This window comes from Pseudaquabacterium rugosum, from assembly GCF_038066575.1.
GTDB lineage: Bacteria > Pseudomonadota > Gammaproteobacteria > Burkholderiales > Burkholderiaceae_C > Pseudaquabacterium > Pseudaquabacterium rugosum.
Window position 1 is genome coordinate 275,142 of sequence record NZ_JBBUTF010000003.1, and the last position, 15,553, is coordinate 290,694.

Genomic DNA, 15,553 nt, shown 5'->3' on the forward strand with positions numbered 1-15,553 from the left:
CTCCTCACGGTGATGACGGCCTCAGGGCCGGGATGGCCGGGGTGGCCGGGGTGGCCGGCGTGGCCGCGCTGGCCGCCGTCGCCGCGGCCGCCGGGGGGATGCCGGTCGACACCGCGTCGAGCGGAACGGTCGTCGGAGTCGGAGTCGGAGTCGGAGTCGGAGTCGGAGTCGGAGCCGATGCCGCGGCCGACGGCCGACGGGATGCGGCCGGTGGCGCGGCGACGGCGGCCGACGGCAGCAACTCGATGACCGCCCGCCAGGCCTGAGGCGGCCCGAACCAGCGCCAGCCCAGCAGCAGCGCCAGCACCAGTGTCAGCAGGATCAGCAGCCAGCCCAGCAAGGACTGCAGCGCCTGACCCGGCAGCTGCCGCGGCGCCGGCTCGACCCAGGCAGCCGGCGCGGCCACCGTCGCGGATGCCGGCAGCGGCTCCAGCAGCACCCAGCGCACGCCGTGCACGCCCTGGCGCGAGGCCCGCGAAGCGATCTGCACCCGCAGCAAGGCCGTCGCGGACCGCCCGGCGCGGCCTGCGCCTGCACCGGCACCCGCGCCTGCGCCGGCACCAGAGCCAGCACCCGGGCCAGCACCGGCGCCGACCGTGCTCACCGGCTCACCGGCGCCCTCAGCGTCGCCGTCACCATCCGCGTCCACGCGACCGGACGACGGTGCAGCCGTGGTGGTCGCGCCCTCGGTGCGCGGCATCGGTCGACGGTGATCCGGATCGCCGTCCGGACCGGACGAGGACGACGGCGACCGTGATGCACGGTCGCGCCTCACGGCGTCCCCCGACCGCCACACCCCCCACCGTGGCCGCTGCCACCGCCACCGGAACCACCGCCACCCCCATCACCCTGACGCCCGCCCGCGCCGACACGCGCCGTGCCGCAGCCCCCTGGCGTGCAGACCACCGCCCCACGGCCGACGGCCACGCGCACGCCGGCACGGATGCGGCCGCGGGCTGCGCGCCGTCCCCGCCGGGCGACGCCCGGACGCGCGGGCGCGCAGCGCTCGTCCGGCGCCGGCAGCCGCCCGGGCCCGCGGCCCGACAGCGCCATGGGGTGGCCCGGCGCCACGCCGCCGGCGATCGCCGCGCCCCCGGCACGGGCCCGCCGCATGATGACCTTGAACATCGCGCCTGGCTGCAGCCCGTGCATCGCCGTGCCTTTTCCGCCGGCCATCACGGCTGCGGCAGTGGCTCGGCGACCGACGCCGACGCCGGGGCCGTACCGACGCGCGCCGCCACCGGCGGCCGGCCATCGACCCAGCGCCGGCGGGCGACGACCGAGGTCGCCCGCGGCGGCTCGGCCGCCGGCCCATCGTCCTCCTCGCCCGACCCGGACGGGCCCGACGGTCCGTCATGACCGTTCGTCGCATCACCCGCGGACCCGGACCCGGACCCGGACGTGGCCCCCGCGCCGCCCGCCTCCGCCGCCGCGCGCCAGGCCGACACCCCGGCCACGCCGGCATAGCCGGCCGAGGCCGGCATCGCGCCGGGAACGTCCAGCGGCAGCCAGGACGTGGCCCCGCGGGCCACCGCCTCACGCAAGGCGGTGGCGCGGCTGGCCTGCCAGCCCTCGGAGCGCTCCGGCGCGGCGGCGACGGGCCGGGGCGGCAAGGCCCGGTGGCGGCCCCGCAGGCGCTGGATCAAGGCCCCGCAGACCAGACCACAGCCGCCCAGCAGCGCCGCGGCGGCCAGCGCCCGGGAGGGCCACAAGGCCACCCCCAGGGCCGCGAAGGCGCAGCCCTGGCTGAGGGCTCCAGCCACCAACGGCAGCAGATCAGGACGGGTATCGGTATCGACGGTCATGGTGGCGCAGCGGCAGGCAACGGGATCACGCGAGCGGCCGGCCCCGGCGCGCCCACGGCGCAGACCGGACCCGACACGGGCCTGGACGTGCTATCGGCGGCCTGACGCCGCGCTTGAGCGGAACCGGCGCCGACCGCACTTCTATGATCAGCACCCCCCGACGTCCTGCCCGACCGCCGATGCCCCTCCTGCCCCTTCCTCGGCCCTCACGCCCCTCCCGGCCTTGCCACACCGCCCGCCCGACCGTCCCCGCCGTGATGGGGCCTGCGCCACGCCCCGCAGGCCCGCGCCGGGGCTGCGGCCAGGGACGCCCGGGCCGCCCGGGCCGCCCGGGCCGCCTGGCCCGTTGCGTGGCCCTGCTGCTGACCGTGGTGACCCTGGGCGCCGCCGCCCAGCAGCCGCGCACCATCACCCCGCGCGGGCCGCTGGCGGCCGACGAGCTGGCCCAGGTCGAGCTCTTCCGCCGCCTGTCGCCCTCGGTCGTGCACATCACCACGCTGGGCCTGCAGCGCGACCTGTTCAGCCGCTCGGTGCAGCAGGTGCCGCGCGGCACCGGCACCGGCTTCGTCTGGGATGCGGCCGGCCACATCGTGACCAACTTCCACGTCATCCAGGGCGGCTCGTCGGCCACCGTCACCTTCGCCGACCAGACCACGGTCGAGGCGAAGCTGGTCGGCGCCTTCGCCGACCGCGACCTGGCCGTGCTCAAGGTCGAGCTGCCGCGCGAGCGGCTGACGCCGATCCCGCTGGGCAGCAGCCGTGACCTGCTGGTCGGCCAGCGCGTCTACGCCATCGGCAACCCCTTCGGCCTCGACCAGACGCTGACCACCGGCATCGTCAGCGCCCTCAACCGCGAGATCGAGAGCTTCAACGAGCGCACCATCCGCGGCGTGATCCAGACCGATGCGGCGATCAACCCCGGCAACTCGGGCGGGCCGCTGCTCGATTCGGCCGGCCGGCTGATCGGCGTCAACACGCAGATCGCCAGCCCCTCGGGGGCGAACGCCGGCATCGGCTTCGCGATTCCGGCCGACGAGGTCAACCGCATCGTGCCGCGGCTGATCCGCTCGGGCCGCATCACGCGGCCGGCGCTCGGCATCAGCGCAGCCAACGAGCAACTTGAACGGGCGCTGCGCCTGCCCACCGGCGTCGCCCTGGTGCAGGTCGCCCCGGACGGCCCGGCCGCACGCGCCGGCCTGCAGCCCTTCGCCCGCAACCGCGACGGCAGCGTGGCCGGCGGCGACGTGATCACCGCCGTGCAGGGCGAGGCGGTGTCGACGCTCGACGACCTGCTGACCGTGCTGGAACGCTACCAGAGCGGCGACACCCTCACCCTGACCGTCTGGCGCAGCGGCCGTACCCGCCAGACGAGCGTGCGCCTGACCGGCGAATGACGCGCACCGGCACAGGCAAGGCACCGGTGCGACGGCTGCGGGCGGCATGCCGGTCCGGCGCCAGCGTCGGCCGCCTGCCGCGTCACTTGAGCCGGCCCAAGGGCCGAACAAGGGCGTGCACGACCTGATCCTGCCGGGATACCGCCGCGGCCTGAATCGCTACAACCTGCACCCAGGAAGTGACAGGGCAGCAGGGAAGTGGCAGGACCATGAGCAGTGGCAGTACCCGTGACACGCGCCGGCAGGGCGCGCCGGACGACGACGTGCCGATGCACGCGAGCGCCCCCATCCGTCCCGGACCTCCGGGCGGCCTGGATGCACAGGCCGGCCGCCCGTCACGGCTGATGATCGTCGAGGACGAGGCCATCGTGGCCCTCGAGATGCGCGTGCAGCTGGAGCACCTCGGTTTCGAGGTCTGCGCCCAGGCCGACACCGCCGACGAGGCCGTGGTTCTGGCCGCCGCGCGCCAGCCCGATCTGGTGTTGATGGACGTGGTGCTCAAGGGCCCGCGCGACGGCATCGAGGCCGCCCGCCGCATCCAGGCCCGCCAGGCCACGCCGGTGATCTACCTGACCGCCTTCAGCGATCCGGCCACCGTGCACCGCGCGGCCCAGACCGGCCCCTACGGCTACCTGACCAAGCCCTACCAGCTCAAGGAGCTGCGCGCGGCCATCGACGTGGCGCTGTGCAAGCACCGGCTGGAGCAGCAGCTGCGGGCGGCCGAACGCTGGTTCTCCTCGACGCTGCGCTGCGTGACCGATGCCGTCCTGGCCATCGATCTCGGCGACCGCCTGCACTTCATCAACCCGGCCGCCGAGCGCCTGCTGGGCTGTGCCAGCGCCGACTGGCAGGGACGGCCCGTCTCCGAACTTCTGCGTTATGCGGACGGCCTGCCGCCGGGCACGACCGGCGCGCCGACGCCGCAGCAGCGCCCGGCCCGCCGCCTGCTGACGCCGCATGGCGAGCGCGCCGTCGATGAATCACGGGCCCCCATCCGGGATGAGCACGGCCGCCTGATCGGCCAGGTCTGCGCACTGCGTGACGTCACCGAGCAGGTGCAGGCCGAGGCCGCGCTGCGGGCCAGCGAATCGCGCTTCCGGGGCGCGTTCGAGCAGGCCCCGCTGGGCATGGCCCTGGTGCGACCGGACGGCCACATCGAGCAGGCCAACGCGGCGATGGCCCAGCTGCTGGGCTGCACGCCACCGCCGCCCGGCGGCGTGCATCTGGGCCAGCTCGGCAGCGCCGAGGACTGGGCGGCCGAAGCCGGTCGGCTGCAGCGGCTGGGCCACACCGGCCACCCCGATTGCGCGCAGTACGAGCGCGCCTGGCAGGGCCTGGACGGCCGCCAGCGCTGGGTCGCCGTCAGCGTGTGCCGCCTGCCGGGCGCGCCGCTGCGGGCCCCACCGGCCGGTGCGCAGGCCGGTGTGCAGGCCACCGCCGGGCCCGCCGGGCAGGCGCTGCAGCCGCTGCCGCCCCCGGGCACGCTGCTCTACCAGGTGATGGACATCAGCGCGCGCAAGGCCGATGAGGGCCGGCTGTCGCGCCTGGCCTCGCGCGACATGCTGACCGGCCTGCCCAACCGCGCGGCGATGAACGAAACGCTGTTGCAGCACTGCCGTGCGCGGACCGACCACGCCGACGACCCCACACCGCGCCTGCCGCACGCGCTGATGCTGCTGGACCTCGACCACTTCAAGCCGGTCAACGACCGCCACGGCCATGCCGCCGGCGATGCCGTGCTGGCCGAGGCGGCCCGCCGCATGCGCAGCGTGCTGCGCGCCAGCGACCACCTCGCGCGCTGGGGCGGCGACGAGTTCGTGCTGCTGCTGCACGGCGTGGCCCGTGCCGAGCAGGCCACGGTGGTCGGCCACAAGCTGCTGTGCGCCCTGTCGCAGCCGATCCGCCTGCCGGACGGGCAGGACGTGCGCATCGGCGCCAGCATCGGCGTGGCGCTGTATCCGCAGCACGCCAGCCGGCCCTCGCGCCTGATGGCCCTGGCCGATGCCGCGCTCTACCGCGGCAAGGCCGCCGGCCGCGACCGCTGCGTCGTGCACGAGCCCTGCGCGGCGGCCGAGGCCACGCCCGGCGACGTGCGCGAGACCGCCCCCGACCCGATCACCTCCCCATCGGCCGATCCGGCCCTCCCCGTCCCACCGCATCCGGAGTCCCTGCACCATGTCTGAGCCCCTCACCCTGCTCGTTGTCGACGACAGCAAGGTCTCGCGCATCATGTCCACCGGCTACCTGCGCAAGCACCGGCCCGCGCTGCGCGTGCTCGAAGCGTCACATGCCGACGAGGCCTGCGCGCTGATCGAGCGCGAGCGGCCCGACTGGCTGCTGCTGGACCACAACATGCCCGGCCGCAGCGGCCTGGACCTGGCCGAGCAGCTGCGCGCCGAACGGCCGACGCTGCGCATCGCGCTGCTGACGGCCAATGTGCAGGACGCGACCCAGGCCCGCGCCCAGGCGCTCGGCGTGCACTTCTTCCGCAAGCCGATCACCGAGAACGTCGTGCTGGAGGTGCTGCGCACGCTGGAGGCCGCCGGCCCCCTGAGCGCCAACCACGAGGCACACGCCTGATGATGAACATCAGCGAGATCGAGCGCGACGCCCTGGCCGAGGCCTTCAACGTGGCCCTCGGCGCGGCCAGCGCATCCTTCGCCGACGTGGTGCAGACCGAGGTGCAGATGTCGGTGCCCCGCGTCGAACTGCTCTCGCGCGAGCAGCTCAACGCCCGGCTGTGCGAGCTGCCGGCCGAGGCCGGCCAGCGCCGCATCGTCACCATCGCACAGGACTTCGCCGCCGGCCAGCAGATCCAGACCGATGCCGTGCTGCTGATGCCGCAGCAGGCCTGCCTGGACGTGGTGCGCCGCATGCTCGGCGAACACGCCCAGGCCGTGCAGGACATCAGCGAGCTGGAGCAGGACGCGCTGGCCGAGATCGGCAACATCATCATCAACAGCTGCATGGGCACGCTGGCCGACATGCTGGGCATGGAGTTCCAGGGCTCGCTGCCGCAGGTCGACAGCGCCGACGTCGAGCAGCTGGTCGATCAGCTGCATCCCGGCAACGCGACGCTGCTGGCCGAGATCTCGATGACGCTCAAGGCCAGCAACGTGAGCGGCATGGTGCTGTTCCTGATGAACGTGCCGTCGCTGGAGCAGCTGGTGCGCCACATGCGTGTCTACTTCGGCCTGGGTGAGCCGGCCGTGGCATGAGCGCCCTGTCGCCCGCCGTCCCGGCACGCCTGTGCGACGCGCTGGACATGGGCGCACTGCTGATCGCCGCCGACGGCCGCATCCGCCTGTGCAACCGCTGGCTGCGCGAGCGGCTGCGCCTGCACGCCGCACCCGACGGCGCGACCCTGACCGAGGTGCTGGGCGGTGATCTGCATCCCCGGCTGCAGGCCGCCGTCCAGGCCGCGCTGACGCGTGGCCACTCCAGCCGGCTGTCGACCGCCCTGCACCCCTGGCCGCTGCCGCTGCACGATCCCGGCGGCCGCGGCCCGCGCATCCGGCATGCCGTCGACGTGGTGTCGGTCCCGCTGGGCGACGGCAGCCGCTCCTGTCTGCTGCAGGTGCGCGACATGGGCGAGAGCCACCGCCGCGAGGAGACCCTCAGGTTGCAGGCCAGACGGCTGGAGCTCGCCCTGGCCGAGAAGGAGACCCTGCTGCGCGAGGTCTACCACCGGGTCAAGAACAACCTGCAGGTGATCCAGAGCCTGCTCAACCTCAAGCGCGGCAGCCTGGACGATGCCGCGGCCCGTGCCGCGCTGGCCGAGACGGCCGAGCGGGTGCGGGCGATGGCCCTGGTGCACGAGAAGCTCTACCAGTCCTCGCAGCTGGTCCAGGTCGATCTGGCCGACTATCTGGCCGACCTGTGCCGCCAGGTCGGCGAGGCGCTGCGCGGGCCACAGGCCGCCGTGCAGCTGCAGGTGCAGGCCGCGGCCGTGCGCGCCGACCTCAACTGCGCCATCCCCTTCGGCCTGATCGTCACCGAGCTGCTGTCGAACTGCCACAAGCATGCGTTCGCCGACGGCCGGCCCGGCCGCATCGACGTGCGGCTGAGCCCGCTGCCCGACGGCGGCGCGCTGCTGGAGGTGATCGACGACGGCATCGGATCGCCCCAGTGGCGCGACGGCCCGCAGGCCTCGCTCGGCCTGCAGCTGGTGCACAGCCTGACCCGTCAGATCGACGGTCAGGCGCTGTGCCTGCCGGCGTGCCGCGACAGTGGCGAGCCGGCGTCGGCCGGGGCCGGGGCCACCACAGGTCCCGGCACGCACTGGCAGCTGCGCTTCTCGCGCCTGCAAGCCTCGGCCACGCACGCCGCGCAGGCCTGATGCACTGCCCCGGTGCCCTGACGTGCACCGTGTGCAGGCGCCGCACGTCGACACGGCCAGGACCCCCGACGGCTCCGTCGTGACGGACACCCCCGGACATCGGGGGTGCCGCCCGGCATGGGCGTTGCGTTGGATCACGGCGGGTGCCCGCACGGCGTGGCATCCGTCCGCTCCGCCGGACCGGTAGGCACGGCCGCTCGACGGGCCGGCCCGGCCGACGGTCTGCCGCACGCACCCCCTTCCACGCATGGCCGCCCTGCTGTCCGACGCCGCCACCCTGCCCCTGAACGCCACCGACCGGTCCACGCCATCCCCCGGCGCCCCCGCATCCTCCCGCCGCCCCGATGACGCCGCCAGTTCGTTGGCCGACCGGGATGTCAGCCAGCTCACCCGCGGCGTCTGGCTGCGCTCGATCACCGGCCTGCTGCTGATCGCGCTGCTGGCCACCGCCACCTTCCTGATCCTGCACGATGTGCTGAGCATCAACCGCAGCGCCGCCACGGTGGTCAACATCAGCGGCCGCCAGCGCATGCTGTCGCAGCGCGCGGCGCTGTTCGCCACCCGGCTGGTGGTCGCGCGCGACGCCGAGGAGCGTGCCGCCCTGCGCCGCGAGCTCGACCGGGTGACCCGCCTGATGCAGAGCTCGCACGAGGGCCTGACCCGCGGCAGCGCCGCACTCGGCCTGCCGGCCACGCTGTCGCCGGCCCTGCAGGCGCTGTACTTCGGATCGCCCGCCCAGCTGGACCGCCAGGTACGCGACTATCTGGACCACCTGCACGGCCTGATGCGACACGTCGACCAGCAGCCCGGCACCCTGCCGCCGCAGCTGCAGGCGATCACCGCCGCGGCCTCCGGCGTGCTGCTCAAGACCCTCGACGACGCCGTCGTGCAGTACGAGCAGGAGAGCGCGGCCGAGGTCGCGCGCGCCATCCGCTACGAGCAGATCGTCTACGGCGGCACCCTGCTGGCCCTGCTGCTGGAGGCCGCGCTGATCTACCGCCCGCTGGTGGCCCGCGTGCGGCGCGCCACCGAACGCCTGCTGCGCCAGCAGCAGTTCAGCGACCAGGTGATCGACACCTCGCAGGCGCTGATCATCGGCCTGGAGCCATCGGGCCGCATCGCGCTGTTCAACCAGCACAGCCAGCAGGTCAGCGGCCGCAGCGAGGCCGAGGTGCGCGGGCAGGACTTCTTCAGCACCTTCCTGCCGCCGCAGCTCGCCGCCGACGCGGTGGTGCGCCGCCAGTTCCTCGGCCGCGTCGAGCCCGGCGCACAGGCCCCACGCACCGAGACGCCGCTGCTGACCCATGACGGCCGCCACCTGACCATCGAGTGGTCGAACACCGAGCTGCGCGATCCGCTGAGCGGCCGCACGCTGCTGCACCTGGCCACCGGCGTCGACATCACCGCGCGCAAGCAGGCCCAGCAGGCGCTGCAGCAGGCCCTGCAGCGCACCGAGGCCCTGGGCGCGCGGCTGCGCCAGGAAGTGGCCCATGCCGCCCAGCTGCAGCGCGCGATGCTGCCGCCGCCCGAGATCACGCTGCCCGGCCTGCAGGGCCTGGCCCGGCTGACCACCTCGACCGAGGTCGGCGGTGACTACTACGACCACTATGCGGTCGACGGCCGCCACGCCGTGTTCCTCATCGGCGACGTCAGCGGCCACGGCGTGGCCTCGGGCACGCTGGTCAGCGCGGCCAAGATGGCCGTGCACCAGCTGGCCAACCAGGGCGAGACCGATCCGGCCGCCATCCTCGAACACCTGAACGAGGCGCTGCTGACCGCCAGCCACGACAGCATGTTCATGACGCTGCTGGCCTGCAGCCTGGATGCGCGCACCGGCCGCCTGCGGGTGGCCAATGCCGGCCATGTCTTTCCCTATGTCTGGATCGAGGCCGACCAGGGCTGGGGCATGGTCGAGGCCGAGGGCCTGCCGCTGGGCCGCGTGCAGCAGCCCGCCTACGCGGCCATCGCCTTCGACATCGCGCCGGGCGACCGCCTGTTCCTCTACACCGACGGCGTGATCGAGCAGGAAGACCGGCAGCGCCAGCCCTTCGGCAGCGAAGGGCTGGAGGCGCTGCTCTACCGCCAGGCCAGCGCCGATCCGGCCACGCTGGTCGAACAGGTGTTCAGCGCCGTGCAGCGGCATGCGGGCCGCCCGCACTTCGACGACGACGTGACCGCGCTGTGCCTGGCCCACACCGGCCGCGTCGAGGGCGCGCCGGTGCTGCCCGGCCGCCTGGCCAGCGCACGCGATCTGCTGCAGGTGGAGGCCGCCGCCGTGGCCGAGGCCGGCGGCCTGCCCGCGCCGGTGGCCCGCCAGCGCGTGGTGGCCACCCATGCCTCGGGCACCTTGCTGCCGCTGCTGCCGGCGCTGTGCGCGGCCGGCATCCGCCGCGTGCTGCCCGATGACCAGCCCTTTCTGCGTGCACTCGGCTGGCAGGCCCTGCTGGCCCAGCACACGCTGGACGACGGCGACGACCTGGCGCGCTGGATCCCGGCCCCGCGCCAGAGCGGCGACTGGCCCCTGGGCCACAGCGACGACAAGGCCACCACGCTGACCGCGCTCGGCGACTGGCTGGCCGGCCTGGCACTGACGGCCGAGGCGGCCGGCCGGCCGCTGCCCGAGGGCCTGGCCGACATCGTGCGCCTGATGGCCGACGAGCTGATCGAGAACGGCCTGTACGGCGCCCCGCTCGATGCCACCGGCCAGAAACGGCATGCCAAGGGCACGGTGCGCGAGGTGGCCGCCCACGAAGGCCTGCGCCTGCAGATCCGCCACGATGGCCAGCGCCTGGGCCTGAGCATGAGCGACCACTGGGGCACCTTCACCCCGGCCGTGTTCCTGCGCCGGCTGGCGCTCAACGCCGGACAACAGGGGCTGGAGGCCGGCATCGGCGGCGCCGGCCTCTACCTGATGTGGCGCATGAGCGACTACCTGCAGATCCGCGTGCAGCCCCAGCGCCGCAGCCAGATCACGCTGCTGTGGTCGCTGCAGCAGGCGCCCGACCCCGAGCGCGACAGCGGCTTCCAGTTCCTCTACCACCACGAGCTGGGCGAGCTGCCGGACAGCGCCAGCGCATGAGCGATCGCCTGATGTCACCCGTTGTTCCGATGGCTCCGTCCTCTCCAGCCTCTCCCGCCCAGCCCGCACCATCCACCCCGCCGGCCACCGGCGCGCTGCAGGTGCAGACCGGGCACGAGGACGGCCCCGGCGGCGCCCGGCTGTGCCTGCGGCTGCACGGCGAGATCGACGTGCACGCCACGCCCGTGCTGGCCGGCCTGCAGGGCTGCACGCCCCCCGGCGGGCGCCTGACGCTGGACTTCAGCGGTGTGTCGCGCTGCAACTCGATGGGCCTGGCCCAGCTGCTGCGCCTGCTGGAGCACTGGCGCACCGCCGGCCTGCAGCCCGAGGTCCAGGGTCTGAACCGCACGCTGGCCATGCTGTTCAAGATGACCGGGCTGATGCGCTACTTCGGCGGCAGCACCGCGCCCCCCGCCGACGCCCCCCGCCTGACGGCGCCCGCCGCCGTCCGTCCACCCACGCTCGCCCTCAAGCCCGCCGCCCTGCGCCTGGACTTCCATGTCAGCCAGCAGAACAGCCAGCAGCTGATCGGCTGGTACTACCTGAACACGCTGCTGCAACGCGCGCTCGGCCGCGCCATCGCCCTGACCGTCGACGATCTGGACGCCCCCGGCGCCCGCCCCTCCGGTGCGCCCCCCGTCCTGGCCTTCGCCCGACCCTTCGACGCCTGCGCGCTGATGGACGCCCACGGCTACCTGCCGGTGGCCCGCCCGGCCGGCAACAGCGACGAGGTCAGCGACGAGGTCAGCCTGATCGTGCGCCAGGACGAACCGCGCACCGCACTGGCCGACTTCGCCGGCGCACGCACCATCACCGCGCACACGCGCAGCTTCGTGCAGGTGCTGGGCCGCTTCTTCTGCGACGAGAGCGGGCTCGACTCGGCCAGCCTGCAGATGGCCGAGGCCGGCAGCGAGATCGGTGCGCTGAAGGCGCTGCTGGCCGGTCAGGCCGATCTGCTGCTGATGTCGCGCCGCGGCCATGCGCGGCTGTCGGCACTGGCCCGCGCCGGGGTGCGCGTGCTCGACCAGAGCGAGACCGGCGTCGCCAGCCACCTGCTGCTGCTGCGCCCGGACTGCGCCGCCCTGGCCGCTCCGCTGCGCGCGGCGCTGACCGGCCTGTCCGGCCACGACAAGGGCCGCCAGGCGCTGCAGGACCTGGGCCTGTCGGCCTGGGACGTGCCGGCCGACGAGGAGATCGCGATGCTGCGCCGGCTCTACCAGCGCTACGCCGGCTGAACCGGCCGCCCCGCGTTGATCGGTCAGCGTTGATCGGTCAGCGCTGGGCGGTCAGCGCGGGTCAGTCAGCGCCGATCGGCCCGCGCCCGTCACTCAGACCGGGCACTCCAGCGGCGTGGCCCGCATCGCCACATGGCGGCAGAAGCGGTCCAGCACCGCCTGGTGGCCCTGGCACTGCTCGGCCGCGCCATGCGGATCGTCGACATCGAAGGTCTCGACCACGCGCACGCCGCCGTCCTCGGGCAGGAAGGACACGCGCAGCATGTGGTCACCGCTGCAGGCGGCCAGCCGGCGCAGCGGCCGCAGCTCGGTGTAGACGCCCTCGACGTCGTAGCCGACGCTGCCGTCGCGCGCCTCCATCCGCCAGCGGAAGGCACCGCCCACGCGCAGGTCCACCTCGGCCTGCGTGGTGCGCCAGTCCGGTGAGGCGGCATTCCACTTCATGATCTCCTCAGGCGTGGTCCACGCCTGCCAGACGGCCTCCAGCGGGGCCTGCGCGAAAGACTCGACGGTGATCTGCATGACGATGCTCCGGAGCGTTCGGGTGAGGGCAGTGTGACAGCGCCCAAGCAGGTCGTGTACCACCCCGCCCGCCGGGACTTCCCGGACCTGACGGCCTTCGTCGAGGATTTCGCACGCGTGGGCAGAGGGGCGTCAGCGGCGCACGGCGGGCTCCGTCGTGCGACGCGCCTCGGCGCCTCAGTTCTTCAGTTGACCGGCCAGCTTCAGCGAGGCGCGCACCATGTCGTTGACACGCGTCTGCCAGCCGTCGCCGGTGGCCCGCAGCGCCTCCAGCACATCGGGATCGAAACGCAGCTTGACCGGCTGTTTGGTCACGGCCGCCTTCGGTCGCCCGCGCTTGACGAGCACCGTCCCTTGGAACTCGTCGGCCCGCTGGAAGAAGGCCTCCGTCAGCTCGGGAGCGTCGTCAGGATCCGTCGAAACGATGGGCGAAACGCGCTTGCTCACGGTCATTGGCTTTCCTCATGCTGATGATGCGACGGGCCTCACCGCGGGGCGTCCAGACCATCACCACCATGCGTCCGTCCAGCTGGCCGACGGTGATACGACGATCCTCCGCACAGTCCTGGCGCAGGTCAGCCGCCGTGTAGTGGCGCCCCTGGAACACCTCGCCGGCCCGCGCGAAATCCAGTCCGCGCGCCGCCCAGGTGGCATCACGCCTGGCCGGATCGAACTCGATGTCCACGGCAATTATTGTCCACCCAGAAAAAGAAAGCTGACGGGCGACTCACCCCACCCGCGCCAGCTCCGCCGCCAGCCGGTCCAGGTTCTGCTCGTTGGCGGGGCCGCACAGGGCCTGCAGCTGGCCGGCGGTGCGGCCGTCGGCGAAGGTCTGGGCCCAGTCCAGGCGGGTGTGGCCGGCCTCGGCCGGGGCCAGCGTGACGGCCAGCGTGAAGACCGGCTCGACCACGTGGTGCACCGTCAGCCGCTCGGCCGGGCGCAGCGCGCCGAAGCGGCAGGCGTTGGCGTAGCGCTGGCCGTCGGGGCCGATCATGTCGAAGCGCCAGGCGCCACCGGGGCGGAAGTCGAAGGTCTCGAAGACATTGCTGAAACCCGCCGGCCCCCACCAGCGCGCCAGCCGCTCGCCATCGGCGATCGCCGCCCACACCGCCTGCGGCCCGGCCGCCAGCACACGCGAGGTGCGCAGCGTGGCCGCCGCCAGATCCTCGACCGCGCCCGGCCGGGCCTGCACGTGGCGCGCGAAGTTGTCGAGGATGGCCTGCCAGCCCTGGCGCTGCTGCTCGGGGCTGAAGGTGGTCTCGGCCTCGAAGGTCTCGACCACCCGCACGCCCTCGGCCAGCGGCGTGAAGTCGACCTCCAGCGCCCGCTCGCCGAAGCGCGCGGCCAGCCGCTGCAGCGGCAGCACCTCGGTGTAGACGCCCTCGAAGTCGAAGCCCATGCTGCCGTCCCTGGCCTCCATGCGCGAGCGGAAGGTGCCGCCCTCGCGCAGATCGACCTCGGCCTGCGTGGTGTGCCAGTCGGCCGAGGCGGCGTTCCACTGCAGGATGTCGGCGGGCGTGGTCCAGGCCTGCCAGACGGCCGACAAGGAGGCGTGGACGAGGGTCTCGACGGTGATGCGCATGGGCGACTCCTGGCGGCCGGATGAACGGGAGGGGCGGGATGCGATGGCCGCGCTGGCGCGCAGTGTGGCACCGGCCGGCAGGGCCCGGTGCAGGCGGCCGCCGGATCGGCGTGCCGGGACAGCAGGCCCTCACGCGGTCGGGGTTGGCGGACGGTGGACGGTGGACGGGCGGGGCGTCAGCGCCGTCAGCGCCGTCAGCGCCGCCCGGCCGGTGGCGGCCGGCGCCCGTCCAGCCAGCCGTCATAGCCCCGCTGCAGGGCCCAGGCCAGGGCCGTGACCAGCGGCAGACCGAGACCCGCCAGCAGCAGCAGCCGTCCGTGCGGGCTGCCGATCCAGCCGTCCGGCACCGCAGCGGCCGACAGGTACCGCGACAGCAGCTCGTAGACCGGGCGGTGGAACAGGTACATCGCGAAGCTGGCCCGGGCCAGCGGCGCCCAGACCGGCGCCGACCAGAAGGCGCCGACGGCGCGGCGCAGGCGATGGCGCGCCTGCAGCGGCCGTGCACGGCCCGCTCCGGCCGCTCCGGACCAGCCCGCGGCGCCGGGCGGTCGATCCGTCACCCCACCCGTCCCCGTCGCGGCCGCCGCCCAGCGCACCGCCAGCACCAGCGCTACGGGCCACGCGGTGGCCAGCGGCAGGCTCCACAGGCTGGTCTCGGGCAGCGCGGCGTCCGCCAGGCTCAGGCCCAGCGCCGCCGCGCAGGCCGCAGCGACCGCGACCCGCGTCACCGTGGCCGACCCGCGCGACGCGCCGCCCACGGCACCCACCGCGGCACCCACCGCAGCAGCACCCACCAGCCCAGCGGGCCGCGACAGGCCGCCGCGCGCCAGCGCCAGCCCGGCAGCGAACGCCGGGAAATACAGCAGCAGCCGCCGATCCCCGTGCCCACCACCGAACACCAGCCCGGCCAGCACCACGCCAGCCAACGCCACTGCCGCCAGACCGGCCACACGCCCCAGATCCAGCGCCCGCATCAGCCACGGCGCCACCGCGTAGTACACCAGCAGCGCGGTGACGAACCACAGCGTGGGCGGCGGCGGCCCCCAGAGCATCGACAGCCCCAGCGCCGCCTTGGCCACGCCCTTGAGCCCGATCAGCCCGATGGCCCAGAAGGCCAGCAGCGCCAGCAGGTACAGCGGATGGATGCGCCACAGCCGCCGGACCCAGAAGCGCCGCAGCCCGGCCCAGCCCGGCGCCACCGCCCCCTGCCCCAGCAGAAAGCCCGACAGCAGCACGAACAGCCCCAGCACCCCCACCGTCAGCCGCTGCGTGACCGCGTTGTGGTAGCCCGGCCAGCCCGGCACGTAGTCCATCAGGTGCCAGAAGCCGACGATGTAGAGCGCGCACACGGCGCGCAGGCCATCGATCCAGGGCAGGCGCACGGGCGCAGCGGCAGGGGCGTTCATCGGGCTGGCACAGCACAGCGTCGCCCTTGGATGAACGGCACGGGCCATGACGTCAGGTGTTGTCCTCCGGGAATTGTGGACCCGACACCGGGCGCCCTGTCATCCCCCCCCGAATCCAAGTGCCCACACCCGTTTCGTCGGGAATGCCCGACCATCGCCCGCCGTCGGCGCCAAGGCCGCGCTGACAGAAT

The 15,553-nt window shown here is 74.1% G+C and carries 14 protein-coding genes; 7 read left to right on the forward strand and 7 right to left on the reverse strand.

What is annotated here, in order from left to right; genetic code table 11:
* Positions 1-4 precede the first annotated feature (4 nt).
* Both AACH11_RS03810 and AACH11_RS03815 read right to left on the reverse strand, forming a co-directional pair.
* On the reverse strand, positions 5-490 hold the full coding sequence (locus AACH11_RS03810) for a hypothetical protein (protein WP_341372868.1): 486 nt from the start codon (positions 488-490) through the stop codon (positions 5-7).
* A gap of 685 nt (positions 491-1,175) precedes the next feature.
* Complete coding sequence (locus AACH11_RS03815) at positions 1,176-1,805, reverse strand: hypothetical protein (protein ID WP_341372869.1); 630 nt, start codon at positions 1,803-1,805, stop codon at positions 1,176-1,178.
* Between the two features lie 350 nt (positions 1,806-2,155).
* On the opposite strand from AACH11_RS03815, the gene AACH11_RS03820 reads away from it, so the two are divergent.
* The 7 genes from AACH11_RS03820 to AACH11_RS03850 all read left to right on the forward strand — a co-directional run bounded on the left by AACH11_RS03820 (position 2,156) and on the right by AACH11_RS03850 (position 11,852).
* The gene (locus AACH11_RS03820) at positions 2,156-3,199 is read left to right on the forward strand and encodes a S1C family serine protease (RefSeq protein WP_341372870.1); all 1,044 of its coding nucleotides are present in this window, start codon (positions 2,156-2,158) and stop codon (positions 3,197-3,199) included.
* 209 nt (positions 3,200-3,408) lie between these two features.
* A complete protein-coding gene (locus AACH11_RS03825; protein ID WP_341372871.1) occupies positions 3,409-5,382 on the forward strand; it encodes a diguanylate cyclase in 1,974 nt (657 codons plus the stop codon).
* Entirely contained in the window at positions 5,375-5,779 is a 405-nt protein-coding gene (locus AACH11_RS03830) for a response regulator (RefSeq protein WP_341372872.1), read from the forward strand. Before AACH11_RS03825 ends, AACH11_RS03830 begins: the two co-directional genes overlap by 8 nt.
* On the forward strand, positions 5,779-6,417 hold the full coding sequence (locus tag AACH11_RS03835; protein WP_341372873.1) for a hypothetical protein: 639 nt from the start codon (positions 5,779-5,781) through the stop codon (positions 6,415-6,417). Before AACH11_RS03830 ends, AACH11_RS03835 begins: the two co-directional genes overlap by 1 nt.
* The gene (locus AACH11_RS03840; RefSeq protein WP_341372874.1) at positions 6,414-7,538 is read left to right on the forward strand and encodes a sensor histidine kinase; all 1,125 of its coding nucleotides are present in this window, start codon (positions 6,414-6,416) and stop codon (positions 7,536-7,538) included. The genes AACH11_RS03835 and AACH11_RS03840 overlap by 4 nt, the downstream gene beginning before the upstream one ends.
* 247 nt (positions 7,539-7,785) lie before the next feature.
* Complete coding sequence (locus AACH11_RS03845; protein ID WP_341372875.1) at positions 7,786-10,617, forward strand: SpoIIE family protein phosphatase; 2,832 nt, start codon at positions 7,786-7,788, stop codon at positions 10,615-10,617.
* Positions 10,614-11,852 (forward strand): PhnD/SsuA/transferrin family substrate-binding protein, encoded by a 1,239-nt coding sequence (locus AACH11_RS03850; RefSeq protein WP_341372876.1) that lies wholly within the window; start codon positions 10,614-10,616, stop codon positions 11,850-11,852. Before AACH11_RS03845 ends, AACH11_RS03850 begins: the two co-directional genes overlap by 4 nt.
* A 93-nt stretch (positions 11,853-11,945) precedes the next feature.
* Here AACH11_RS03850 and AACH11_RS03855 read toward each other — a convergent pair whose 3' ends face one another.
* From AACH11_RS03855 to AACH11_RS03875, 5 genes are all read right to left on the reverse strand, one after another.
* Positions 11,946-12,374 (reverse strand): SRPBCC domain-containing protein, encoded by a 429-nt coding sequence (locus AACH11_RS03855; protein WP_341372877.1) that lies wholly within the window; start codon positions 12,372-12,374, stop codon positions 11,946-11,948.
* 177 nt (positions 12,375-12,551) lie between these two features.
* A complete protein-coding gene (locus AACH11_RS03860) occupies positions 12,552-12,827 on the reverse strand; it encodes a BrnA antitoxin family protein (RefSeq protein WP_341372878.1) in 276 nt (91 codons plus the stop codon).
* On the reverse strand, positions 12,781-13,059 hold the full coding sequence (locus AACH11_RS03865; protein WP_341372879.1) for a BrnT family toxin: 279 nt from the start codon (positions 13,057-13,059) through the stop codon (positions 12,781-12,783). The genes AACH11_RS03860 and AACH11_RS03865 overlap by 47 nt, the downstream gene beginning before the upstream one ends.
* Before the next feature lie 42 nt (positions 13,060-13,101).
* The gene (locus tag AACH11_RS03870) at positions 13,102-13,956 is read right to left on the reverse strand and encodes an SRPBCC domain-containing protein (protein WP_341372880.1); all 855 of its coding nucleotides are present in this window, start codon (positions 13,954-13,956) and stop codon (positions 13,102-13,104) included.
* A gap of 194 nt (positions 13,957-14,150) precedes the next feature.
* Complete coding sequence (locus AACH11_RS03875) at positions 14,151-15,362, reverse strand: acyltransferase family protein (RefSeq protein ID WP_341372881.1); 1,212 nt, start codon at positions 15,360-15,362, stop codon at positions 14,151-14,153.
* Positions 15,363-15,553 lie beyond the last annotated feature (191 nt).

Coding starts and splice junctions, on each gene's coding strand:
- AACH11_RS03815 (WP_341372869.1), bottom strand. CDS start 1,805: ATGACCGTCGATACCGATACCCGTCCTGATCTGCTGCCGTTGGTGGCT.
- AACH11_RS03825 (WP_341372871.1), top strand. CDS start 3,409: ATGAGCAGTGGCAGTACCCGTGACACGCGCCGGCAGGGCGCGCCGGAC.
- AACH11_RS03830 (WP_341372872.1), top strand. CDS start 5,375: ATGTCTGAGCCCCTCACCCTGCTCGTTGTCGACGACAGCAAGGTCTCG.
- AACH11_RS03835 (WP_341372873.1), top strand. CDS start 5,779: ATGATGAACATCAGCGAGATCGAGCGCGACGCCCTGGCCGAGGCCTTC.
- AACH11_RS03840 (WP_341372874.1), top strand. CDS start 6,414: ATGAGCGCCCTGTCGCCCGCCGTCCCGGCACGCCTGTGCGACGCGCTG.
- AACH11_RS03845 (WP_341372875.1), top strand. CDS start 7,786: ATGGCCGCCCTGCTGTCCGACGCCGCCACCCTGCCCCTGAACGCCACC.
- AACH11_RS03850 (WP_341372876.1), top strand. CDS start 10,614: ATGAGCGATCGCCTGATGTCACCCGTTGTTCCGATGGCTCCGTCCTCT.
- AACH11_RS03855 (WP_341372877.1), bottom strand. CDS start 12,374: ATGCAGATCACCGTCGAGTCTTTCGCGCAGGCCCCGCTGGAGGCCGTC.
- AACH11_RS03860 (WP_341372878.1), bottom strand. CDS start 12,827: ATGACCGTGAGCAAGCGCGTTTCGCCCATCGTTTCGACGGATCCTGAC.
- AACH11_RS03870 (WP_341372880.1), bottom strand. CDS start 13,956: ATGCGCATCACCGTCGAGACCCTCGTCCACGCCTCCTTGTCGGCCGTC.
- AACH11_RS03875 (WP_341372881.1), bottom strand. CDS start 15,362: ATGAACGCCCCTGCCGCTGCGCCCGTGCGCCTGCCCTGGATCGATGGC.